26 protein-coding genes, 1 pseudogene and 1 other annotated feature are annotated in these 24,594 nt (G+C 40.2%); of the genes and pseudogenes, 19 read left to right on the top strand and 8 right to left on the bottom strand.

Annotated features, from left to right (window positions below):
- Positions 1-12: 12 nt before the first annotated feature.
- The 19 genes from C1A12_RS13530 (at position 13) to C1A12_RS13445 (ending at position 17,363) form a co-directional block, all read left to right on the top strand.
- Complete coding sequence (locus C1A12_RS13530; RefSeq protein ID WP_101844383.1) at positions 13-705, top strand: YitT family protein; 693 nt, start codon at positions 13-15, stop codon at positions 703-705.
- Entirely contained in the window at positions 650-1,069 is a 420-nt protein-coding gene (gene cymR / locus C1A12_RS13525) for a cysteine metabolism transcriptional regulator CymR (RefSeq protein WP_101844382.1), read from the top strand. The genes C1A12_RS13530 and cymR overlap by 56 nt, the downstream gene beginning before the upstream one ends.
- A 17-nt stretch (positions 1,070-1,086) precedes the next feature.
- Positions 1,087-2,226, top strand: coding sequence for a cysteine desulfurase family protein (locus tag C1A12_RS13520; protein ID WP_101844381.1), 1,140 nt, complete (start codon positions 1,087-1,089; stop codon positions 2,224-2,226).
- Between the two features lie 15 nt (positions 2,227-2,241).
- On the top strand, positions 2,242-3,354 hold the full coding sequence (mnmA, locus tag C1A12_RS13515) for a tRNA 2-thiouridine(34) synthase MnmA (RefSeq protein WP_101844380.1): 1,113 nt from the start codon (positions 2,242-2,244) through the stop codon (positions 3,352-3,354).
- A 65-nt stretch (positions 3,355-3,419) separates the two neighbouring features.
- Complete coding sequence (locus tag C1A12_RS13510) at positions 3,420-4,082, top strand: lipopolysaccharide assembly protein LapB (protein WP_101844379.1); 663 nt, start codon at positions 3,420-3,422, stop codon at positions 4,080-4,082.
- A gap of 15 nt (positions 4,083-4,097) precedes the next feature.
- Positions 4,098-6,425 carry an ATP-dependent RecD-like DNA helicase gene (locus C1A12_RS13505; RefSeq protein ID WP_101844378.1) on the top strand — a complete coding sequence of 776 codons (2,328 nt, stop codon included), beginning with the start codon at positions 4,098-4,100 and terminating at the stop codon, positions 6,423-6,425.
- 53 nt (positions 6,426-6,478) lie between these two features.
- On the top strand, positions 6,479-6,655 hold the full coding sequence (locus tag C1A12_RS21245; protein ID WP_200816592.1) for a hypothetical protein: 177 nt from the start codon (positions 6,479-6,481) through the stop codon (positions 6,653-6,655).
- Positions 6,655-7,722, top strand: a complete 1,068-nt coding sequence (locus C1A12_RS13500; protein ID WP_101844377.1) for an AI-2E family transporter — start codon at positions 6,655-6,657, stop codon at positions 7,720-7,722. The genes C1A12_RS21245 and C1A12_RS13500 overlap by 1 nt, the downstream gene beginning before the upstream one ends.
- Positions 7,723-7,769: 47 nt before the next feature.
- Positions 7,770-7,978 (top strand) — a binding site (T-box leader).
- Between the two features lie 64 nt (positions 7,979-8,042).
- Positions 8,043-10,676 (top strand): alanine--tRNA ligase, encoded by a 2,634-nt coding sequence (gene alaS, locus C1A12_RS13495; RefSeq protein WP_101844376.1) that lies wholly within the window; start codon positions 8,043-8,045, stop codon positions 10,674-10,676.
- 69 nt (positions 10,677-10,745) lie between these two features.
- Entirely contained in the window at positions 10,746-11,015 is a 270-nt protein-coding gene (locus C1A12_RS13490; protein ID WP_101844375.1) for an IreB family regulatory phosphoprotein, read from the top strand.
- Entirely contained in the window at positions 11,015-11,431 is a 417-nt protein-coding gene (gene ruvX / locus C1A12_RS13485) for a Holliday junction resolvase RuvX (RefSeq protein ID WP_101844374.1), read from the top strand. The genes C1A12_RS13490 and ruvX overlap by 1 nt, the downstream gene beginning before the upstream one ends.
- 14 nt (positions 11,432-11,445) lie before the next feature.
- Complete coding sequence (locus C1A12_RS13480) at positions 11,446-11,730, top strand: DUF1292 domain-containing protein (RefSeq protein WP_101844373.1); 285 nt, start codon at positions 11,446-11,448, stop codon at positions 11,728-11,730.
- A 538-nt stretch (positions 11,731-12,268) separates the two neighbouring features.
- A complete protein-coding gene (mltG, locus tag C1A12_RS13475; protein WP_101844372.1) occupies positions 12,269-13,423 on the top strand; it encodes an endolytic transglycosylase MltG in 1,155 nt (384 codons plus the stop codon).
- Positions 13,424-13,523: 100 nt separating this feature from the next.
- On the top strand, positions 13,524-14,153 hold the full coding sequence (locus C1A12_RS13470) for an O-methyltransferase (RefSeq protein WP_101844371.1): 630 nt from the start codon (positions 13,524-13,526) through the stop codon (positions 14,151-14,153).
- Between the two features lie 32 nt (positions 14,154-14,185).
- Positions 14,186-14,827: a uridine kinase gene (udk, locus tag C1A12_RS13465; protein ID WP_101844370.1), complete on the top strand. Its 642-nt coding sequence runs from the start codon at positions 14,186-14,188 to the stop codon at positions 14,825-14,827.
- Positions 14,828-15,046: 219 nt separating this feature from the next.
- Positions 15,047-15,529 (top strand): transcription elongation factor GreA, encoded by a 483-nt coding sequence (greA, locus tag C1A12_RS13460; protein ID WP_101844369.1) that lies wholly within the window; start codon positions 15,047-15,049, stop codon positions 15,527-15,529.
- Between the two features lie 110 nt (positions 15,530-15,639).
- On the top strand, positions 15,640-16,347 hold the full coding sequence (locus tag C1A12_RS13455) for a YrrS family protein (RefSeq protein ID WP_159462193.1): 708 nt from the start codon (positions 15,640-15,642) through the stop codon (positions 16,345-16,347).
- Positions 16,348-16,376: 29 nt separating this feature from the next.
- Positions 16,377-17,069 (top strand): 5'-methylthioadenosine/S-adenosylhomocysteine nucleosidase, encoded by a 693-nt coding sequence (gene mtnN / locus C1A12_RS13450; protein ID WP_101844367.1) that lies wholly within the window; start codon positions 16,377-16,379, stop codon positions 17,067-17,069.
- Between the two features lie 66 nt (positions 17,070-17,135).
- Positions 17,136-17,363, top strand: coding sequence for a YrhC family protein (locus C1A12_RS13445; protein ID WP_101844366.1), 228 nt, complete (start codon positions 17,136-17,138; stop codon positions 17,361-17,363).
- 41 nt (positions 17,364-17,404) lie between these two features.
- Here the strand turns inward: C1A12_RS13445 and sigK are convergent, their stop codons facing one another.
- The 8 genes and pseudogenes from sigK to C1A12_RS13405 all read right to left on the bottom strand — a co-directional run bounded on the left by sigK (position 17,405) and on the right by C1A12_RS13405 (position 24,388).
- Positions 17,405-18,118: an RNA polymerase sporulation sigma factor SigK gene (gene sigK, locus C1A12_RS13440; RefSeq protein ID WP_101844365.1), complete on the bottom strand. Its 714-nt coding sequence runs from the start codon at positions 18,116-18,118 to the stop codon at positions 17,405-17,407.
- Between the two features lie 396 nt (positions 18,119-18,514).
- Positions 18,515-18,920: pseudogene (locus tag C1A12_RS13435) on the bottom strand (transposase); the annotation flags it as partial.
- A 160-nt stretch (positions 18,921-19,080) separates the two neighbouring features.
- Entirely contained in the window at positions 19,081-19,458 is a 378-nt protein-coding gene (gene mnhG, locus C1A12_RS13430) for a monovalent cation/H(+) antiporter subunit G (protein ID WP_101844364.1), read from the bottom strand.
- A complete protein-coding gene (locus C1A12_RS13425; protein ID WP_101844363.1) occupies positions 19,439-19,750 on the bottom strand; it encodes a Na(+)/H(+) antiporter subunit F1 in 312 nt (103 codons plus the stop codon). Before C1A12_RS13425 ends, mnhG begins: the two co-directional genes overlap by 20 nt.
- Positions 19,750-20,226 (bottom strand): Na+/H+ antiporter subunit E, encoded by a 477-nt coding sequence (locus C1A12_RS13420; RefSeq protein ID WP_101844362.1) that lies wholly within the window; start codon positions 20,224-20,226, stop codon positions 19,750-19,752. Before C1A12_RS13420 ends, C1A12_RS13425 begins: the two co-directional genes overlap by 1 nt.
- Positions 20,227-20,233: 7 nt before the next feature.
- Entirely contained in the window at positions 20,234-21,721 is a 1,488-nt protein-coding gene (locus tag C1A12_RS13415; protein WP_101844361.1) for a Na+/H+ antiporter subunit D, read from the bottom strand.
- The gene (locus C1A12_RS13410) at positions 21,714-22,052 is read right to left on the bottom strand and encodes a Na(+)/H(+) antiporter subunit C (RefSeq protein WP_101844360.1); all 339 of its coding nucleotides are present in this window, start codon (positions 22,050-22,052) and stop codon (positions 21,714-21,716) included. Before C1A12_RS13410 ends, C1A12_RS13415 begins: the two co-directional genes overlap by 8 nt.
- Before the next feature lie 2 nt (positions 22,053-22,054).
- Positions 22,055-24,388 (bottom strand): Na+/H+ antiporter subunit A, encoded by a 2,334-nt coding sequence (locus C1A12_RS13405; RefSeq protein WP_101844359.1) that lies wholly within the window; start codon positions 24,386-24,388, stop codon positions 22,055-22,057.
- Positions 24,389-24,594: the final 206 nt, after the last annotated feature.

Genomic DNA, 24,594 nt, shown 5'->3' with positions numbered 1-24,594 from the left:
GAGAGGTCAGCTATGAGGAATGATCGGTTGAACCGCCCGGTTACGGGCTTACGCTGGTCTTTTTTTATTGTAGGATTAGCGGTATTAGGATTTGGAATATCATTAACAATGCAGGTAAAGGGCTTTGGTATAGGTCCATGGGATGTATTTCACTATGGTTTGTATAAACAGTTTGGTTTAACAGTAGGCACGTGGTCTATAGTTGCAGGAATTGTGATTGTGCTTATCAGTTCACTTACTTTGAAGAGAATCCCTCAAATCGGGACAATTTTAAATATGGTGTTGATTGGTGTATTTATCGATTTCTTTAACTGGTTACTTCCTGAACCGGAGTGGTTTCTTTCAAAAATCGCTGTCTTTGTATTAGGAACTCTTATAACTGCGTTAGGCATCGGGTTATACGTCGCTCCGGATATGGGAGCCGGTCCTCGTGATAGTTTAATGTTAGTGCTAACGGATTGGCTGCAATGGAAGGTTTCAACGGTTCGAAATGGAATTGAAATTACGGTAGCCCTGGCTGGATGGCTTCTTGGGGGCCCTGTAGGATTAGGAACTATTTTTATTGCCTTATTCCTCGGTACGTTTGTCGGATATTCCCTTCCGTTGACTAAACAGTTATTGAACTTCTTAATAAGGAAAGGTGAAGGTTATGAAGATTTCTACAAAGGGTCGCTACGGCCTGACCATTATGATCGAATTAGCTAGGAAGCATGGAGAAGGGCCAATTTCACTTAAGCAAATTGCAAGAGATAACGAATTATCAGAGCATTACTTGGAACAACTTATTGCCCCTCTACGCAACGCAAGTCTTGTAAAAAGTGTACGAGGAGCGTATGGAGGCTATATGCTTACAAAATCACCTCACGAAATTACTGCAGGAGATGTCATCCGGGTGCTTGAAGGACCAATCACCCCGGTTGAGGGGATTGAAGATGAGGAACCGGCCAAGCAGGCACTGTGGAAGAGAGTGAGAGATGCAGTAAAAGACGTGTTAGATACAACTACTTTAGAAGATTTAAAAGATCATGTAGATGACCAGACTCAAGATGCGTATATGTTCTATATTTAATTACGGAGGCAGAGATAATGGAATCTATTTATTTAGACCATGCGGCTACCACTCCTGTTCATCCAGAAGTGATTGATGTCATGACGACTGTGTCTAAAGAAACATTTGGAAATCCTTCAAGTGTTCATCTCTTTGGAAGAAAGGCGAGAAAGCTTTTAGATGAGGCACGAAGAACAGTAGCTAAGAGTATAAATGCTAATGAAAAAGAAATTATATTTACGAGCGGGGGTACCGAGGCGGATAATCTGGCTATTATAGGGACTGCCATGGCCAACCAGCATAAAGGAAAGCATATAATTACAACACCGATCGAGCATCATGCTTCTTTACACGCTGTAGAATACCTGGAGAGACAGGGTTTTGAAATCGAGTATTTACCAGTCTATGAGGATGGTCGTGTTACGCTTGAAGACCTCAAAGAACGGCTTAGAGAAGATACAATTTTAGTGTCAGTGATGATGGTAAACAACGAAACAGGTGTTATTCAGCCTATCCAGGAATTAAGTAAGTTAGTCAGCGGACATCAGGCCTATTTTCACTCAGACATTGTCCAGGCGTTTGGACTTTATGAACTTGACACCCAGAACCTCTCTGTTGACTTGATGGCGGTTTCCAGTCATAAGATAAATGGTCCTAAAGGAACCGGGTTTCTTTATATAAGAGAGGGTACTGCGGTACATGCTCAGCAGCACGGAGGTGAGCAGGAGCGCAAACGACGTGCCGGGACAGAGAATGTACCGAGTATTGCTGGCTTTCAAAAAGCAGTCGAACTCATGAATAGGGAACGCCGGGATAGAAAAGATGAGTATCAACACTATAGAGATACATTTTTGGAAACATTAGAAAAAGAATCAGTAGATTTTTCTATAAATGGAGCAAAAAAGTACAGTGCTCCAACTATTGTCAATATCAGCTTTCCGGGGATGAATGTGGAGACGCTTCTTACTAACTTTGATCTGGCTGGGATTGCTGCTTCGAGTGGAAGTGCCTGTACAGCTGGGTCTGTAGAGCCCTCACACGTATTATCAGAAATGTATGGAGCGGAGGATCCAAGAACAACCAACTCTATTCGTTTCAGTTTTGGAATGGCGAATAATAAAGACCAGCTAAGAGTAGCTGCCGAGAAAATCAGTCAAATCATAAAACGACTGAGTTAGGAAGGTGAATGAAAAATGAAAGAGCCGAAAGATACACGAGTTGTAGTAGGTATGAGCGGGGGGGTTGATTCTTCTGTTTCTGCTGCCCTGCTTAAGGAACAAGGTTATGATGTAGTTGGGATTTTTATGAAAAACTGGGACGATACCGACGAAAATGGGGTCTGTACAGCAACCGAGGACTATGAAGACGTTATCCGGGTATGTAACCAGCTTGAGATTCCTTATTACGCCGTAAACTTTGAGAAACAATACTGGGATAAAGTATTCACGTATTTTCTAGATGAATATAAAGCAGGGCGCACGCCTAACCCTGATGTGATGTGCAATAAAGAAATCAAGTTTAAAGCATTTCTCGACCATGCTTTAGCACTCGGAGCAGATTACCTCGCTACAGGTCACTACGCCCAAGTGCGGGAAGTTAACGGCAAGTATGAAATGCTGCGAGGAGCAGACAATAATAAGGACCAAACCTACTTTTTAAATCAGTTATCTCAGGATGTACTGGCTAAAGTAATGTTTCCGCTGGGTCATCTAGAGAAAAAAGAAGTTCGCCGGCTTGCTGAGGAATATGAACTGGCTACAGCGAAGAAAAAAGATTCCACTGGTATTTGCTTTATTGGTGAAAGGAACTTTAAAGAATTTCTAAGTGAATATATTCCTGCCCAGCCCGGTGAAATGCAAACGCTTGATGGGGAAGTAAAAGGCAAGCATGACGGCTTGATGTATTACACTCTCGGTCAAAGACAAGGGCTTGGTATTGGCGGAGCAGGAGAACCTTGGTTTGTCGTAGGAAAAAACGTCAACGAGAACGTTCTTTATGTAGGTCAAGGATATCATCATGAGGCCCTTTATTCTGATGGATTAATTGCAAGTCAGGCAAACTGGACAAGCGGGAGAGTTCCAGAGAATACGTTTGAATGCACAGCTAAGTTTCGCTACCGGCAGGATGATAGTCCTGTAACCGTAACCCCTGGGGAGGATGGTACTTACGTTGTGACGTTCCACGAAAGGGAACGTGCAGTCACCCCGGGACAGGCTGTTGTTTTCTATGATGGGGATATCTGCCTTGGTGGTGCTACGATCGAGCAAATTGTGAAAGAAAATAAGCCTCTTGATTATGTAGGGTAATTAAAATATAAAAAAAGCCATGTCCGGTTCTGAAGGACATGGCTGTTTTAAGTAGGAGGACAAGAATGAATAAACTTGAAAAAGCTATTGAACATATGCAGAATCAGCAATTTGAAGAAGCAACAAAGCTTTTTACTGAAGCGATTGAAGAGAATCCGAAAGAACCTGTGGGTTATATTAACTTCGGTAATTTACTTGTGCACTTGAGTGAGTTTGAACGTGCTGAGCGATTTTACAATAAAGCTATTGATCTGGATGAGCAGTCAGCTACAGCGTACTATGGCTTAGGAAATGTTTATTACGAACAGGAGAATTATACAAAGGCGCAAAACCAATTTTTACAGGCTGTTGAAAAAGGGTTAGATGAAGCAGATGTGTACTTTATGCTTGGTATGACATTTGTCCACCAGGAATATATCAAACTCGCTTTGCCTTATTTGTTAAGAGCCGCTGAACTCGCACCTGATGATGTAGATGTTCAATTTCAATACGGGCTTTGTTTAGCTCAGAATGGCCAAATAGAAGCTGCTGAAGAAACAATGAAGACTGTGCTACAATTAGAAGAAAATCATAGTGATGCGTATTATAATCTGGGGGTAGCAGCGCTTCATAAGGAAGATGCTGCTATGGCCCTGGAATATTTCAATAAGGCCCTTGAATGTAACGAAGAGCATATGTTAGCTGCTCATGGGAAAGCTCAAATTGAACAAGCATTAAATGGGGAATAAAAGGAGTAACATGAAATGGATGAACAAACGCTTTTTTCTGAATCAACTGAAGAAGAGTCTCGTTACATAAAAGGAGAATTGAACCGTATGATTTTCCACAACGAAGGTGAACATTTTTCAATTGCCTCTATTCATGTGATTGAGACGAACGAAGATTTTTCGGAAAAAAGCTTAGTCATCAAGGGGCATTTTCCTCCACTGGAAGACGGGGAAACTTACTATTTTCAAGGGAGTTTTCAGGAACATAAAAAGTTTGGTAAGCAATATCAAGTAGATTTCTATCAACGGATTATGCCTGAAACGAAGGATGGTCTTGTCGTCTACTTATCAAGTGATTTATTTCACGGGATCGGTAAAAAAACAGCTGAAAGAATTGTAGATGAACTAGGAGAACAGGCAATATCTCTTATCCTCCAAAATCCTGAAGCTTTAGATCGAGTTCCTAAGCTTTCTAAAGAAAAAAAGCAGCAGTTGATCGATTCACTTAAAGAACACCAGGGATTTGAGCACGTCATGATTCAGCTTAATAAGTATGGTTTTGGTTTGAAGCTTTCTCAAAAAATTTATGAAGCCTTTAAAGATCAAACGTTATCTATTATTGAAGAAGACCCGTATCAACTGGTGTTTAATGTAGAAGGATTTGGCTTTCATCGTGCGGATGAGATGGCAAAGGTACAGGAACTCCCTGAGGATCACCCCACTCGAATTCGAGCAGCCTGTCTCTATATTTTACAGCAGAGTTTATCAGCCGGGCATGTCTACCTGCCTACGAAGGACTGTTTACTTCAAGTCGATGGCTTGCTCAATAGTGGAAGTAAGAATGGGATTTCTTTTGATGATCTGTCAAAACAAGTGATTCAGCTGGCTGAGGAACGATTTGTGTATATTGAAGAGGACAAAGTTTACCTTCCTTCTTTATACCACGCCGAAAATGGGTTCTGTCATCAGCTTGAGCGGATTAATTCCAGTAAGATGGATTTTGAATATACGCAGGCCGACCTGCTTAAGATTATAGGAGCACTAGAAGAAGAGGAAAGCATGAGTTATGGAGAAGATCAGTTCAATGCGATTGAGCAAGCATTACATTCTAAAGTAATGATCTTGACGGGAGGACCTGGAACCGGCAAAACGACCGTGATTAAAGGGATTATCCAGGCCTATGCCAAGCTTAATGAGCTTTCTGTCGATCCTAAGGACTATGACAATGATGAACCTTTTCCATTTGTTTTGGCCGCACCTACAGGAAGAGCAGCCAAAAGAATGACAGAGTCAACAGGCTTGCCTGCGAGCACTATTCACCGCCTTCTGGGATGGGATGGTCATCAAAGCTTTGATAAAAATCAAAATAACCAGCTGGAAGGAAAGATATTGATTATTGATGAATTTTCTATGGTGGATATTTGGCTTGCAAACCAGCTTTTCCGGGCAATTCCTCAGGATATGCAAGTATTAATAGTGGGAGATGAGGATCAGCTTCCTTCAGTGGGTCCCGGCCAGGTACTGGCAGACTTATTACAATCTGAGTTTGTCCCTTCTGTGCAGTTAACTGAGGTTTACAGACAGAAGGAAGGTTCCCGCATTATCCAGCTTGCCCACGAGATAAAGAATAATCAATGTAATGCAGAGTCTCTAAAGAAAGATAAAGATTTTAATTTCATTCCTGCCGGTGAGCTGCAAATCAAAGAATTAGTGACTAATATAGTTAAAAAGGCGGTAGATAAAGGCATCGAATTGCGTGAAGTCCAGGTGTTGGCTCCGATGTACCGCACGGAGGTCGGCATCCATAAGCTGAATGAGGAACTGCAAAAAAAGGTGAATCCCAAGAGCAGACAAAAAAGAGATTTAACCTTTAAAGAAACGATTTTCCGAAAAGGAGACAAAGTTATTCAATTAGTTAATCAGCCTGAGGATCACGTGTTTAATGGAGATATCGGGGAAATTGCGGCCATCTTCAGGGCAGAGGAAAATGTGGATCAGGTAGAGCAGGTGGTAGTAGATTATGATGGAAAAGAAGTAGTTTATCCTAAGAAAGATTTAAATAATATTATGCATGCCTACTGCACTTCCATTCATAAATCGCAAGGAAGTGAGTTTTCGGTTGTTATTCTTCCTGTCGTAAGAGGTTTTCGTAGAATGCTCCGTAAAAACCTTCTTTATACCGCGATTACAAGATCTAAACATTCATTAATTATATGCGGAGATGAACAAGCTTTTCTTGAAGGAGTAAATACAACGGATACGAATTTACGATTTACAGCGTTAGCGGAGAAGCTGCAAGCAGAGGATATCCCGGAGGTCCTGGAGGAAGAGGAAGTCGAACTATCACCTTATGACTTTATGTAAGGTATAAATTGGATTTCATACGGACAGACTATTTAAAAAAAGGAGTCTGGCTTATGAAATGTCCTAATTGCGAAAGTAAAAACCTGGGACGCATCGGAAACGATCATTATTATTGCTGGAACTGTTGTTTGGAGCTTTCGGTTGAAAATGGCAAAGTTAATATTAACCAGATCGAGGAAGATGGCAGCTTAAGCTCGTTAAACGATATATTTTACCAATCGGGATCCTAATGAATAAACGCTTAATTACCTGGGGGATTCGCTTATCTTTCTTTTTCGTTGTTTTATTAATGCTGCTTTTTCTGGCCTGGCTGTTCCCTCATTACGACCACGTCGTATTATTGATCGGCAGAATTTTTCTGCCGTTTATTTTGTCTATCATCATAGCCATGCTGCTTCATCCGCTTGTCTGCCATTTACAGGAACTTGGTATGAAACGGACTATTTCAATTTTAGTGATCTTCCTGGCCTTCTTTCTGCTTGCAGGGTATGGTATTTACCGTGGGTATCCTCATTTAGTTCAGCAGATTAAATTGTTAAATGAACAACTCCCTCACTTAATAGAGGCTTATGAGCTCTGGACGAAAGAAATGTATGAACAAACAGAACGATTTCCCGATGGTTTCCACGACCGTCTTGAGGAGAGCTTTGCGAACTTTGAGGAGTGGATGAATGAACGATTAATGAACCTGATAGCAGGGATGAGCGGCCTTTTTAATGTTATTATTCTAATTGCAGTAATTCCAGTAATGACATTTTATTTTTTAAAAGATCATCATTATATTATGAATGCAATGCTATACATTATTCCAGGAAAATGGAAGAGGGAATCGGTCCACCTTATAAAGAAACTCAACCATTCCCTTGGGGGCTATATTAGAGGACAACTGTTAATCAGCTTGTTCGTTGGTATATTGGCCACTATAGGTTTTTGGGCAGCAGGCCTGCCTTACCCCCTTGTATTAGGAGTGATTGCCGGGATCACGAACATCATTCCCTATTTTGGTCCTCTGATTGGAGCTGTTCCGGCACTGGTTGTAGCTGTCACCCTATCAGTAAAGACATTAATAATAACAATCGCTGCTATAGTTTTTATCCAGTTAATAGAGGGTAATTTACTATCCCCATATATAATGGGGAGAAGTATCCATACCCACCCCTTATTAATTATTTTTGCCTTACTTGCCGGAGGTGAGTTAGCTGGGATTGCCGGTATGGTACTTGCGGTCCCGGTCCTAACCTGCGTTAAGGTGGTAATCGAAGAATTTTATCAAGCACGTATGAACGTTGACAGATAAGCGCAATTTATCTATAATGACGCTATCTATAATTATATGAACGCTGAAATAACACGATGACGGAACTGAGTAAACAATAAGCGGATTAAAGAGAGACTTCTCCCTGGGCTGCAAGAGAGTTATCCTGCATTGTTGAAAGCTATTCCTGAGTGCGGTTAATCCCCGCCGGTTTCACGAGCCGTTAGTAACGTTAAAGGTGATAGACGTATTCGTCTATAATCAGGGTGGTACCGCGGATTATAATCCCGTCCCTGCCGTAGTGCAGGGACGGGATTTTTGTGTTCATAGGAAGATCGAGTATAAAAAAGGAGGCTATTACGATGAAATCATTAACTTCTGCTGATGTAAGACAAATGTTTTTAGATTTTTTTAAAGAAAAAGGACACAGTGTTGAACCAAGTGCTTCGTTGGTTCCTCATGAAGATCCTACCCTATTGTGGATTAACAGTGGAGTGGCTACATTAAAAAAATACTTTGATGGAAGAGTGATTCCTGACAACCCTAGAATCGTTAATGCTCAAAAATCTATTCGCACAAATGATATAGAGAATGTAGGATTTACAGCAAGACATCATACATTTTTTGAAATGCTTGGGAACTTTTCCATTGGAGATTATTTTAAGGAAGAAGCAATTGAATGGGGGTGGGAGTTTCTAACAAGTCCTAAATGGATAGGCTTTGAAGAAGAAAAATTATCTGTGACTGTACACCCGGAAGATGATGAGGCTTTTTCTCTATGGAAAGATAAAATCGGTGTGCCGGAAGAGCGTATTATACGCCTGGAAGAAAACTTCTGGGATATAGGAGAGGGGCCAAGTGGGCCAAACACTGAAATCTTCTATGACAGAGGGGAGACTTATGGAAATGATCCTGAAGATCCAGAGCTTTACCCTGGTGGAGAGAATGAACGCTATCTAGAAATATGGAATCTCGTGTTTTCTCAATTTAACCACAACCCGGACGATACCTATACACCACTTCCAAAGAAAAATATTGATACAGGTATGGGTCTTGAACGTATGGTTTGTGTTATACAAGATACGCCAACCAATTTTGAAACAGACTTATTCCTGCCGATTATTAAAGCAACCGAAACAATATCAGGCAGAAAGTATCAAGAGACCGTTGAGCAGGATTCAGCTTTTAAAGTAATTGCTGACCATATGCGTACGGTAAGTTTCGCGGTAAGTGATGGTGCCCTCCCTTCTAATGAAGGAAGAGGATACGTGTTAAGACGGCTTCTCCGCCGTGCTGTCCGGTTTGCTAAACAACTTGGAATTGACGAACCTTTCATGTATAAATTAGTTCCTGAAGTTGCTGAAATAATGAATGATTTCTATCCGGAAATCAGAAAGAAACAAGAATTTATACAAAATGTGATTAAGACAGAAGAAGAACGCTTCCACGAAACCTTAAATGAAGGTCTCGCTATTTTATCGGCTATTATGAAACAGGAGACGGAAAAAGGAAGTAATATTTTCCCTGGCAAAGAGGTATTTCGTCTGTATGATACGTTTGGCTTTCCTAAAGAGCTGACGGATGAATATGTGGCGGAAGCCGGGTTTACGATAGATGAAGAAGGCTTTCAGGAAGAAATGGAAAAGCAGCGTGAACGTGCCAGAAGTGCTCGGCAGAAGTCAGATAGTATGCAAATACAGTCGGGAGTCCTTGGAGAGGTTTATGCTCAAAGTGAATTCGTAGGGTATGATCGTTTAACTGCTGAAGCACAGATTGTTGAAATAATTAAAAACAATGATTTTGCTGATTATGCTGAGGCAGGAGAAACAGTATACTTCTTCCTTGACCATACACCATTTTATGCTGAGAGTGGTGGACAGATAGCAGATAAGGGTATTGTGGAGAGCGAAGGAGCTGCTTTGACGGTAAGAAATGTCCAAACAGCACCTAATGGTCAGCATATGCACGAAGCCACAGTAGAATCTGGCTTGATTCGAAAAGGTGATACTGTCAAAGCTTCTGTTAACAAAGAAACCCGTTCTTATATCGTAAAAAATCACACAGCCACTCATCTGCTGCATCAGGCCTTGAAGGACGTCCTTGGTGACCATGTGAATCAAGCAGGATCATATGTCGCTCCAGACCGCCTTAGATTTGACTTTTCTCACTTTAGTTCGGTAACTGAAGAGGAATTAAACCAAATTGAAAGAATTGTTAATGAAAAAGTTTGGGCTTCTCTCCCTGTTGCTGTTGAATATAATAGTTTAGAGGAAGCAAAAGAAAAAGGGGCTATGGCTCTCTTTGGCGAGAAGTATGGCTCTCAAGTACGAGTGGTCCAAGTAGGAGACTACAGCCTGGAACTTTGTGGAGGCTGTCACGTTTCCAATACTGCCGAAATCGGTATATTTAAGCTGGTTAGTGAAGCGGGTATTGGAGCAGGTACGAGAAGAATAGAGGCTGTGACAGGCAAAGGTGCATATGATTACATGAATCAGAAGGAAGCAGTGCTTAATCAGGCAGGGGCATTATTAAAAACCCGGCCAGAACAAGTTCCTGATCGAGTTCAGGCTCTATATCAGGAAATGAAAGAGATTCAGCGTGAAAATGAATCACTTTCCGCCAAGCTCTCTAATATGGAAGCTTCCTCTATCCTAAATGAATTTGAAGAAGTAGATGGAGTGAAAATACTTGCCAAAAAAGTAGATGTAAAGGATATGAATGCCCTCAGGACAATGATGGATGACTTAAAACAGCAGATTGATTCAGGTATCCTTCTGCTTGCTGCTGAAAATGGAGAAAAGGTTCAGCTCATTGCCGGCGTTTCCAAAGATTTAATCGACAAAGGGTATCACGCAGGAAATTTAATTAAAGAAGCTGCTTCCATCTGTGGAGGCGGTGGTGGAGGCCGTCCTGACATGGCACAGGCCGGCGGTAAAGATTCATCTAAGATTACAGAAGCCCTAAATTATGCTAAAGAATACGTTAAGCAAAAATGACTGGTTTTTACAAACAGCTGAAATTAAGTATATAATAGAACAAAGACTAATTGGGCGAGGTGACATAAGATGAGTTCGATGGACAAAACAATGCGTTTTAATTTTTCAGAAGAGCCTTTTGACGAAGATGTGAGAACCCTGCTTCTCTCTGTGCATAATTCATTACAGGAGAAAGGGTACAACCCAATTAATCAAATTGTAGGGTATTTACTTTCAGGGGACCCGGCTTACATCCCGCGTCATAATGATGCAAGAAATTTAATCCGCAAAATGGAACGAGACGAACTAATTGAAGAATTAGTAAAATTTTATCTGGAAAATAATAAAGAGGACATTTAATGAAGAAACTAGGACTGGACGTGGGGGAAAAAACGATTGGTATAGCTATCTCTGATGCATTAGGATGGACCGCCCAGGGATTGACTACGCTTCATTGGGATGAGAATAACTACACCACGGCAAAAACACCTCTGCACCAAATTATTGATGAAAATGAAGTTAGTGAAGCGGTCATAGGGCTTCCCAGGAACATGAACGGAACGATTGGTCCAAGGGCTGAAGCAAGTCAAAGGTTTGGAAAATGGCTTGAGAAGGAATTCAGACTAAGGGTGCAATACTGGGACGAGCGTCTTACTACCATGGCCGCTGAGCGCGTCCTGCTCGATGCAGATGTAAGCAGGGAAAAACGGAAAAAAGTCATTGATAAGATGGCGGCTGTCATTATTCTGCAAAGTTATTTAGATGCACAACAATAAAAGGAGGCTTTACCATGGCATTAGAAAAAGAAGAAAGAATTATTATTCCGGATGAAAATGGAGAAGAACACTTATTTGAGGTTTTGTTTACGTTTGATGTAGAACAAACTGAACAATCTTACATTGCGGTAGTACCTGCCGAACAAAAAGAGGGCGATGAGGTTGAAGTTTTCGCTTTCAGATATGAAGAGAAAGGCAACGAGGAAGATGACCTTGCGCTTTATCAGATTGAATCCGATGAAGAGTGGGAAATGGTTGAAGAAATGTTAAATACGCTGACTGAAGAAGATTTAACATAGTTTTTTGAAGAGAGATCGGGACAAAACTGAATAAAGCATAAAATAATCCGAACGATTTTGTTGAAATCAGTTCGGATTATTTATTTGCCAAGAAAAGACTTTGACCATTGTTTTGTCAAAAAACTTTGCTTTTTCGTGGGCACGGCCTTAAGCTTCCTCGTAAAGAAAAGAACGCTTTCCTGCGGGATCTTCGACTCGCGCTGTTCCCATTTAGCATTTTGACTACGCTAACGTTCTGCGTATATATGATTCAATTTTTATTGTTCTTTTTTCTGGCATTGCTGGACTTATGGCTCAGCCTCTTATATAGTTAGCAGGTTATTGAATAGAAAGAGACAGGCCAAATTGGAAGAATAAGGATTTAATTGGTTGTTTCCGCCTATTTTTATAGAATTGCCTCCTGAATTCCAATCAACAGTATAAATTATTGTCATCTATAAGCGAAGTTTACTATGATAATAAGATGGAATCTGTCTAAATTCGTAGAAAAGCGCTAATAATTTGTAGTATAATGTATCGGGTGGAAGGAGGAGCTTAGGTGTCAGACTTTAAGAAAAGCTATAAAGAACGATTACAGCATCGAAGTGAGGAAGCAACAACTGTTCGAAGAATAGTCGCTATCGTATTGGCTGTCTTAGCCGTTTTACTTATCATCGGTATAATTTCAGGTTATTTTTATATTAAATCATCATTGCAGCCTGTAGATCCAGACGATGAATCTCAAATCAATGTAGAAGTTCCTATCGGATCGTCTACCTCTCAAATAGCGAGTATATTAAAAGATAATGATGTAATAAAAAATGAATTAATCTTTCGCTTTTACACCAAATTTAAAAACGAAACTGGGTTTCAAGCCGGGGACTACAGCTTTACAGCTTCAATGACATTAGATGAAATTATCGAGTCATTAAAAACTGGGAAAATTGTTAAAGAGCCGGTAGTCAGAGTAACAATACCTGAAGGCAGAAACTTAGAGCAAATTGCTCAGATTTATGCAGAAGAATTTGAATTTAGCGAAGAAGAGTTTCTAGAAACCGCTAACGATGAAGAGTATGTAAATGAATTAATAGAAGAACATTCTACTTTGCTTACAGATGAGGTACTTGATGACGACATTCGTTATCCACTTGAAGGATACCTCTATGCCACAACGTATGATTATTTTGTTGAAGATCCTTCAATCGAGCAGATTATTGACGAAATGGTATCAAGAACTGAAGCTACTGTCAGTGAACGTAGTGAAGCTATTGAAGAACGGGATATGTCTGTTCATGAAATTATAACCATGGCTTCATTAGTAGAAAATGAAGCTCCTAATGAAGACAGTCGTAAAGAAATAGCAGGCGTGTTTTATAATCGGCTTGAAGAAGACATGATGCTCCAGACTGACCCTACTGTGCTTTATGCTTTAGGTGAACATAAAGATCGAGTATTATATGAAGACCTAGAAGTGGATTCTCCTTATAATACGTACCAGGTTGAAGGGATTCCAGCAGGTCCTATCTCCAGCTTTAATGTCAATTCACTCGACGCAGTATTAGAACCGACAGATTCAGATTATCTTTACTTTCTCGCAAACGACGATGGGGAAATTTTTTATTCTGAAACACTGGATGAACACAATGAGCTTAGAGAAGAACACATTAATTCAGATAGTGATGAAGAACCGCTGCCTGAAGACGAGCCGGAATAAATTTCTTGGGAATGCGAATAACTACTCGCATTCCTTCTTTTTTATATGTTAAAATATTAGGGTTGTAATGCGATGTCCACTCTGAAAGGAGACAGTACTAATGGAAAGTAAAGCATATTTGCATTCTTTGCTGCCACCTGTTTCTAAAGAAGTAGAACGATTAGAAAACTATGCTAAACAACATAAAATTCCCATCATGGATCCTTTAGGGATGAATTTTCTTATGCAATTGGTCCGGGTCCACAAGCCGAACCGCATTCTAGAAATTGGAACAGCAATTGGTTATTCTGCCCTTAGGATGCTGGAAGCTCAGCCTTCTGCAGAAATAATAACTATAGAAAGAGACGCAGAGCGTGCAGAAGAGGCAAAAAAAAATATTAGCTCATTTGGCAGGGAAAATCAGATAAAGATCATTCAAGGAGATGCTTTAGAAGTCAGAGACCAGGTGATGAACTTTGGTTGCTATAACCTGATATTTATCGATGCAGCAAAAGGTAAATATGAAGATTTCTTTCACTTATATGCTCCTCTTTTACATGAAGAAGGGATGATCATTTCGGATAACGTTCTGTTTAGGGGGGCTGTGGCCAATCCTGATGAAGCGTCAGACCGTATACAAAAAACGGCTTCAAAAGTCAGGGCGTTCAATCAATCGCTAAAAGAAAATAGTGATTACCATACCACTATCGTTCCTATTGGTGATGGAGTAGCTATAACAGTAAAAGCTTAAATATAAATATGGTGAAAGGAGAACCATAAGTTATGACTGACAAACCTGTTGTAATTGGCGTTGCTGGAGGGACAGGCTCCGGAAAAACAAGCGTCACTCGTTCGATAATTCAACGATTTACTGATAAGACCATTCTAATGGTAGAGCAGGACTATTATTACAAAGACCAAAGCCACCTACCTTTGGAAGAAAGATTGAAGACGAATTACGACCATCCTCTGGCCTTTGATAATGATTTATTGATTGAACATTTAGAGCAGCTAATTGACGAAAAAACGGTTGAAAAGCCGGTATACGATTACAAAATCCATACTCGTTCGGATGAAACGATACATGTGGAGCCTAAGGAAGTTATAATCGTTGAAGGAATTCTAGTGCTTGAAGATGAACGTTTACGTGATTTAATGGATATTAAGGTTTTTGTTGATACTGATGCTGATGTAAGAATAATCCGCCGAATGATGCGTGATATCAACGAACGTGGAAGAACCCTTGATTCAGTAATTGATCAATATATTAATGTGGTTCGTCCGATGCATTTACAGTTCGTAGAGCCTACTAAGAGATATGCGGATATTATAATCCCTGAAGGGGGACAAAATCACGTAGCAATTGACTTAATGGCTACAAAGATTCAAACTGTGCTTTACGAAAAAGGTCAAAAATTAAGCTAAGAAAATAGTTGAAAAGTTTTAAAAAGTCTGGCATAGTTTTTGATAGAAGTTCTAGATAACCTGACTCTCGTATACATTATATTAATTAACATTCGCATAACGAGTGTAAAGTTTTTATTGATAATAAGTGTACAAGCAGTTGATTGGTCTCATAAATTCAGAGGTGCTTAACCCTGAATACAATTTAATTACATTGTCGGATAGAAGGAGCGTGTTGGCATGGCCCAAGAAAAAAGCTTTTACATGACAGAAGAAGGTAAAGTTAAACTCGAAGAAGAACTTGAATATTTAAAAAATGAACGTAGAAAAGAAGTTGTAGAGCGTATTAAAATCGCTCGTGGGTTTGGAGATCTATCAGAAAACTCAGAATATGATGCAGCTAAGGATGAGCAGGCGTTTGTTGAATCACGTATTCAATCGGTTGAAAATATGATTCGCAATGCTGTTATTATTGAAAGCGATAATGACAATCCAGATCGCGTATCGATGGGTAAATCTGTAACGTTTCAAGAGCTGCCTGATGGTGATGAAGAAACATATACTATTGTAGGAAGTGCAGAAGCTGATCCATTTGAAGGAAAAATTTCAAATGATTCTCCAATGGCTCAAAGTCTTATTGGTCATGAAGTCGGAGATAAGGTAACAGTAGCTACACCTGGTGGAGAAATCAACGTTAAAATTATTACCGTTACTGCACAGTAAGGACAGGGGTTTAAGCCCCTGTCTTTTCTCGTTGATTTTATGTTTAACAGTCTTAGGTTGGCTCATGGCTTCGAATGGACTATAATGTATTTCATAAAGGAGGAACACCAATGAAAAAAGACCATACAACATCTACAAGAACTAATCGGTTCGAAAAAAGAAATAGAACAAAAAAACTAATGGCTGCCTTAGGTGCAGCAGCAGTGATTTTGGTCTTGGTATATATAGGTCTCTTTACTTTTACAGGAGGAACTGGACCTGAGTCGGAAAATACAGCTACAGAGTCAGCTAATGAGGAAGAAAACAAAGAAAATGATAGCAATCAAGAGTCAGAAGACAATAATAACGACAACTCTCAAGAATTAGAAGTTAAAGAAAATGAAGAAGAAAAAGATTCAGAAGAAGATTCCAATGAGGAGGATTCCTCCGAAGAAGAAGAGAATTCTAATGATGAAGAGGAGTCATCTGAAGAAGATCGCCAGGTGGAAGAGAGCTCCGATGAAAATGTAGATCGTGTAATAACTGAAGACTGGGAGCCAATCGGTACGGAACAAGATACGTCAGGCGACCATACAACCACTTACCAGCAGGGTTCACAAGACTGGGAAGAGGTTATTAAAGCTGCTCGAGTTGCTACAGGACTCAATTCAGAAGAAATTATTGAATGGCGTGTAGAAAATGCAGGGGACGGCCAAGTGCACGCTGTTATCTCAAATCAGTCTCAGGACCCGGTTTATCGTGTATTAATCGAATGGGTTGACGGTGAAGGCTACCGCCCGATCCAAGTTGAAGAGTTAAACGGCAATCCTTATAACTAGGGAAATAGAATGGAAGGAGCTCTTATGTGATGGCGATTGGAATTATTGGAGCAATGGACGAAGAAATTGAACGATTAAAAAATGAAATGAAAGTTAGAGAAGTTCATCATGCAGCTGACAGCATTTTTATTGAAGGGGAATTGTGTAACCATTCAGTTGTCCTGTTGAAATCTGGTATAGGTAAAGTAAATGCAGCTATTGCAACGACAATTATGCATGAGCGCTTTTCGGTCGACCGTGTAATTAATACTGGTTCAGCAGGTGGTTTTGCTAAAGAGCTGGAAGTGGGAGATCTTGTAATTTCATCTTTAGTAACTCATCATGATGTAGATGTAACGGCTTTTAAATACGAATACGGTCAGGTGCCCGGTTTACCGGCGATGTTTGCAGCTGACGAGGAATTAATAGAGCTAGCGATGAGGGCTGTTCAATCAACTGACGTAAAAGCTAAAAAAGGAATTATCGCTACGGGCGATTCATTTATGCAGGAAGAGAGCCGTGTAAGCTTTGTCAGAGATAAATTTCCTGAAATGATTGCTGCCGAGATGGAGGCTGCAGCAATAGCTCAAGTCTGCTATAAATATGAAACTCCGTTCGTCGTCATTCGTGCCTTATCAGACATTGCAGGAAAGGAATCTTCCATTTCCTTTGAACAATTCCTGCCTAAAGCTGCGAATAATGCTGCTGTAATGATTCTGGCTATGCTTAATGCAATAGAATAGTAGAAATTACCATCAAGTTTTCCCTCTCTGTTATGTTACAATCATGAACGTACAGGAGGTGGTTTGATGGATTCTAATAAACAATTAGAGAATAAATTAGCAGACTACCGACGTTTTACATTAACTCTTCTTATACTGAGTGGATATATGTATGCGGGTGTAATAATCAGCTTATATGAGTACCAAACAAATGCGTGTTACTATTTATTTGCTGTTATCACTGCACTGCTGATAACTGCTTCTATTTTTGTTAAAAAGATAAACAAATGGCAGAAAAAATTAAGAGAAGAATAAACAAAAGCCACTGCAGAAGGATGTAGTGGCTTTTGTCGTTTTTAAGATGAATTGCCATATTTACTCTGTTTATAAAACTCATGAAAGATTTTCATTAACGCTCGTTTTTCTATACGCGAAACGTAACTCCTTGAGATGCCGAGCTCCTTGGCGATTTCCCTCTGAGTCTTCTCATCCTGTTCATTCAATCCATATCGAAAAACAATTACTTCCTTTTCCCGCTCATCCAGTACGGAAATATATTTCTTGATTTGTTCAATCTCCATGTGCAGTTGTATTTCTTCAACAATGTCAACGACATCTGCTTGCAAAATATCGAGCAGATTTAACTCATTTCCTTCCTTATCATGACCGATGGGATCTTGCAAAGAGATGTCCTTGTTCATCTTTTTAGTGGAACGTAGATGCATCAGAATTTCGTTTTCTATACACCGGGCTGCATAGGTGGCAAGTTTAGTTCCTTTGCCTGTAGAATAGCTCTCTATTCCTTTTATTAACCCTATTGTTCCAATTGATATCAAATCCTCGAAGTCTTCCTTAGTATTTTCAAACTTTTTTACAATGTGGGCTACGAGTCGTAAATTATGTTCAATCAGTTTATCTCTGGCTTCTTTATTACCTTCTTTCATCAACTGCAGCTGTTTTGCTTCTTCTTCTTTTGATAAAGGGTTGGGAAAAGCCTGGTTCTTTACATAAGACACAAAAAATAAGGCTTCTTTAAAGAAATATAAAATCGAAGCGACAATGCTGCTCAAAATGCATACACCTCCCTGAGATTTGGGCACCTGCCTAACACAAGTGTATGTCACTGTGAAGATGACTGTGCCTGTACATTCGGAAATAAAAAAAGCAGCCACTGTATGGCTGCTTACAGCTTGTAGAGAAACCCTGTGTTTTTCTGCAAGCTTTTTTTGTGTGCACGGGCGGGCGAATACCCCTCGTTTTCCGCGGACGAACGCCCGAGCCTCCTCGTGAAACCCACACTGCGGGGTCTCGGATCGCCCGTTTTTCCGCATGAGTCTCGCAGTATTCGCCCGCCCGTAACCTAAAAAGACTCTCCTTCACCTGGCTAACCCTGTCCAGGTGAAGGGCGATGACTCCAAATATTCCTCTTTCTATAATAAGTCCATGCCAGATGGGATTCGTCAGATATCCGGCATCAGGACCTTTCCTCCCACCATACGGTGATTCATCACCTGGAGGATCATTTCATCGAAGACCTCTTGTTAGATATCTGTCTCCTTGAATCGTTTCCGACGGTTCCAGCTAATGGGGGAATGATGAGGGACAGGATCGGTGAGGTTCAGTCCCGAGAACCAACGGTAGGCAACATTGGTTTTGATTTGTCTTACCAATTCCCGTTTCGAACGAATCCCATAGAAATAGCCGATAAAACATCATTTTGAATAACACAAGAGGATCAAGAGAAGGACGGCCATTGTCTACCGAGTAATAAGCATGTACTCTTTTAGGGATAAAGGAAAACTCTATGTATTGATCAATCTTACGAAGCAAGTGATCTTCGGGTACCAGTTCTTCAATGGTCACGATTTCGATTTCATTTTGGCGTTCTTTTCTAGAAACATGACTAACACCGCCTTAGAGAGTTCTTACCTATAGTGTACCAAATTAACGCGGTGAAAAATGAAAGTTCCAGAAAAAAATAAAGACTGTCGAGACTTCCTCGACAGTCTGAAAGCAGCCACTGTATGGCTGCTTACTTACTTGTATGTTTGGATTGATCGTACACTTCTTTATACTGGTCCTGAATACTTCGATCCCATAATCTAACTCCGCTTCGATATGCTGCCCTTCCAATCATGTGTCCGGATACAGGGGCCGTTAGCAATACGAAAAGAATCCCTAAGAGAAGCTTTCCACTCACAACATCATGTTCTACATACATAAACAAAAATGCTCCGATTAAAATGCCTGCAACTCCAAGCGTAGAACTTTTGGTCGCTGCATGAAGCCTTGTATAAACATCAGGGAACCTTAATACACCAATAGAACCTGATATAAGAAAGAAGGTGCCTAACAGCAGGGAAGTACATATCAGTAAATCAAAGATGATGTTAATCCATGTCCCGTTCAATAATAACACCCTTTTCCAAGAATTTTGCTAACGCAATCGTTCCTATAAATAACAATATTCCAATTAAAAGAATTACATCATTGAATTGTGTAGACACCAGTAAAATAGCAATAATTCCTGCAAGGGCCATTATATTTATTCCTATCACGTCTAAGGCAACCGCTCGATCAGGACTTGAAGGTCCTTTTATGGCTCTGTATAACAACAGCATGACTGAAAAGGAAACACCGATAATAGCAATCATAGCAGATACATTGATCAATGTCTTAGTTACTTCCAGCAGTTCCTCCATCAACGCGTCACCTCCATTATGGCTTTCTCAAACGTATCCTTAATGTCGTTTATCGATTGCTCAACGTCTGGAATATCCATAGCGTGAATGTAAATTTTGGAATAGTCCTCACTTACCTCAATGGATAACGTACCCGGGGTAAGAGAAATTAAGTTCGCCAGCAGTGTAATTTCCCAGTTACTCTTTAACTCGATCGGTAAAGCAAAGATGCCCGGTTGGATGTCTAACTTGGGTTTGTAAGCAAGCTTTACGATTTCCAGGTTTGATAACAGGAGCTCTCTGACAAATAAAAGAATTAACTTTACTACACTAAGAACTCTTTTAAAGTAAAAGGTTCCAGGAATAAAACGCTGTAGTACAAACAGCATGAGAATACCGAGGATATAGCCTACAAAAAAAGTAGTAAAATCATAGGCTTCGCTTAAAAACATCCACATTACTGCAATAATGATATTGAGCAAAATTTGAAATGGCATGAATAGTCTACTCCTTTATAACAGAATCGATATACATTTGCGGATCCATTAAATATTCTCCCATCCATTCTACAGGAGGATAAAACCATTCAGCCCCAACACCTAAAAGAACAGTAAGCGAAAGAAGTACAGCGATTGGCCATATCATCCTCCGTGCTGTCCCGCTGCGTTCAGGATGGGGAGGTGCTTCTGTTTTTTCTCCCCAAAATCCTCTAATAAAGATACGGATCATAGAGAATAAGATGAGAAGACTTGATACGAGTGAAGCGATAACCACCATAATTTCCTCGTTCGCGAGCCCGCCCTGGATGAGTAGGAGTTTGCCTACAAAGCCGCTAAATGGAGGAATGCCGGCTAACACTAAAGTTGAGACAAACATGAACCAGCCTAAAGCAGGGTAATGGTGGATCAATCCGCTCATCTTTCTTAAGTCCGAGGTGCCTGCCACATAAGCAATTACACCGACAAGAAGGAATAGTGCTCCTTTAATGAGCATGTCATTAATTAAATAATAAATCGTGCCGCTTAAAGATATCTCAGAGAAGATACCAATCCCCATAATCATAAATCCAACTGCAGGGATAATGTTATACGCTACAATAAGCTTAATATTATGCGTGGATAACGCGCCAATAACACCGAAGATCATAGTAAAAGCCGCGAGATACACGAAAATAGTATGGGTAATATCTACTTCGCCTACAAAAATCAACGTAAACACTCTTAATATGGAATAAATGCCGACTTTAGTAAGCAGTGCTCCAAACAATGCGGATACGACTGGATTAGGTACAATGTAGGGACGGGGCAGCCAGTAATACAATGGGAATACAGCTGCCTTAGTCGCAAACACAAAGAAGAATAAAATCGCAATAGTAGTTAATATCCCTTGCTGTTCTACTCCCTGGACCCTCTGGGACACTTGGGCCATGTTAACTGACCCTACCACTGAATAAAGAAAAGCGATCGTCGTTACAAACAGCATTGAAGAAAAGAGGTTAATCAGCACATATTTTAGAGACTCACGCAGCTGTTCTTTTCCATTACCTAGCACAATCAGTCCATATGAAGCCATTAATAAGACTTCAAAAAATACAAACAGGTTAAACAAGTCACCTGTTAGAAACGCTCCGCTCACGCCTGAGATAAGCATGAAGAAAAAGCTGTAAAAGAAAAAAGACTCCTGCTTTTCAGTTAGAGATTTGGGTGCATAAAAAACGCAAGCCGAAGCTATAATATTTGTCGTTAAGACGAGTGATACAGATAAGAGGTCTCCCACAATCACAATACCAAAGGGAGCTTCATAGCTTCCTGTTTCTAAAACAATGGTACCATTAGCAGAAACCAGATAAAGGACAATCCCGGCCAATACTAAGTTGAGAACTGCAAAAAGCTGGGATAATGGTCTTACAATTCTTTTTTTTCTATTGAGAAAGGCCGCTATAATGCCTGCGATTAACGGCCATATGATTGTTAAAGCTAATAAATTACTCATAGTCGTTACCCCTCAGTTGCTCCATATTGTCTGTTCCGTTAATCTTAGCCGCCCGGTAGGCTAATACCAGCAGCAGACTTGTAACCCCAAAGCTGATAACAATAGAAGTTAGAATTAAAGCCTGAGGAAGTGGATCGGTATATTGCTCAATCCCATCCGTTAAGATAGGAGGGGCTCCTCTTTTTAACTCGCCCATAGTTAATATAAACAGGTGTGCCCCGTGAGAAATAAGTGCTGTCCCAATGACAATTCGAAGCAATTGTTTTTGGAGGAGGTTATACACGCCAGTCGTAAATAAAATTCCAGCTAGTACGGACATTACAATTTCCATGCTTACTCCTCCTTTTTCTTTTCTCTTAGTCGGATTAATGCAAAGATAGCCATTGCTGCAATACCAAGTACAGCAATTTCAAACAATGTATCTAAACCACGAAAGTCTACAAGTATAACGTTAACAATGTTATCTCCTCCACCAAGCTTGTATGAATTGTCAACAAAGTAACTGGACATAGATTCAAAAAGCTTTGAACTGTGTGCCGAAATAGCTACCATAGTCATCATTAAGCCGAACGCAACAGAAATAATAACGTTCAATGTTTTAGTCACAGGGGCCTCATCAGTTTTTTGAAGCTTTGGTAAATGATAGAACACTAATAAAAAGAGCCCAACTGTAACAGTTTCAACTATTAATTGAGTCAAGGCAAGGTCAGGCGCACGGTAGACAACAAAAAGCATAGCCAATCCATAACCCACAACTCCTAAAATGAGAATAGCTGCAATTCTATTTTTTGCGATAATCGTTCCAAACGCAGCTATAACCATGACAATTGCAATCAACACCTCATGGACTGTGATTGTCGATAAGTTGCTTGTATCAACAGTAAAGCCTCCGGTAAATGACATTGCGCTGAACGTCACAAGAAGGATAGCTGCAAGAATTAAACGTACGTATCTGCCTAACGATCCATTCATATAACTATTTGTTATAAAGGTAGAATATCTTTCCGTACGGTCTACCAGCCAATCGTAGAACTTGTTTAAACTTAATAATCCAGGAATGACGCGATAAACCCCTGCCCACTTTGGTCGGACAAGGAACAAAATTGTTCCGAACACCACTACGGTAATCGACATTATGAAAGCGGGAGAAATTCCGTGCCAGAAATAAATGTCCTTGGCGATTTCTGTGCCTCCAATAGCAGACGCTGCATGCTCGACAAAAGGTTCATTTATAAGGTCCGGTATTAATCCGATAACAATAACACCAGCTACCAGAATAAGAGGGGAAATAAGCATTCCCACAGGTGCTTCATGCGGCTTCTTTGGAAGTTCCTCTATATCCCCCTTACCTCTAAAAGTCCCGAAGAAAAAGTACATAGAATAAACAAAAGTAAAGATGCTCCCGAAAACGGCAAGATAAGGGAATATGGACTGTAGAAGAGCAGTAATTCCAGCTACCGACAGATCTAATTCATAAACTGACTGAAAGAACAACTCTTTACTATAAAATCCGTTCAAGAACGGCAGGGGCAGACCTGCCATAGAGAATGAAGCTACTAACGCTAATGTGGCTGTAATAGGCAGGAAAGTCATTAAGCCTCCTAGCCGTCTTATATCACGCGAACCGGTTTCGTGATCCACTATCCCCGCTACCATAAATAGGCTCCCTTTAAAAGTAGCGTGGTTTAAAATGTGAAAGGCAGCAGCAAAAACAGCAAGCTCAGTTCCGAATCCCAGCATAGCCATAATCATACCTAACTGACTAATTGTAGAGAAAGCAAGAATAGCCTTTAAATCTGTCTGTCTGACGGCCATATAAGACCCCCAGCATAGTGTGAAGATTCCTACTGTTGAGACCGTAATAAAAAACCATTCGGATACAGACAGCATAGGAAAGAAGCGGGCGACTAAGAAAATACCGGCCTTAACCATGGTGGCAGAGTGCAAGTAAGCACTTACAGGTGTTGGGGCTTCCATAGCATCAGGCAGCCAAATGTGAAATGGAAACTGTGCTGACTTTGTGAAAGCTCCTAACAGAACGAGTCCTAATATAAGCGGAAAATATTCATGGTTCAGGATCAGCTCCTGCTGACTCATAATTTCCTGGATGCTGGCCGTCCCTGTAATTACGCTCATAAATACAAGACCACCAAGAAGACTTAATCCTCCGAAAACTGTGATTAACATGGATTTTAGTGCTCCATAGCGAGAACCTTCCCGGTAATTCCAAAAACCAATCAACAGAAAGGAAGATAGGGATGTGAACTCCCAGAATGTATATAATACAAATACATTATCTGATAGAACGACTCCCAGCATAGAGCCCATAAACAGTAAAAAGTAAACATAAAAATGTCCCAGCTGCTCCGATTTATGTAAGTAATAGATCGAATAGAAAGCAACTAGGGAGCCAATACCGCTAATTAATAAAACAAATAGCAAGCTCAAACCATCAAGATAAAGAAGTATATTCATATCGAGTGATGGAATCCAGGAATACTCCCTTCCAACGGGTTCAAATCCTGGTCCTATAAAGCGGATAAAATAAATAAAAATCACAACTGGTACTGCTGTGACAAAGAATCCAGTGTGAAGATGGTGCTTCCATCGACTTAAAAATGGAATGAAAATTGCAATAATAAAAGGCAATAATACAGCCAGTAGCATCTGGTTGTTCCTCCCTCGGCCTAAGTTCAAATAGTTGGTTCACTCAATTGTAATCAAAAAATAGTCGAATATTCAACTGAATACTATTACTAAGACTATTATTGTAGCCTAAATTCCAAGAATATATAAATATGTAGAAATGCGTCTAAACTATTTTATAAAAAATCTCAATAAAAAAACGCCAATTCAATAATTGACGTCTGTCC

This window comes from Halobacillus sp. Marseille-P3879 (assembly GCF_900240285.1).
Lineage (GTDB): Bacteria > Bacillota > Bacilli > Bacillales > Halobacillaceae > Halobacillus_A.
This window is presented reverse-complemented; position numbering and strand designations above follow the sequence as displayed.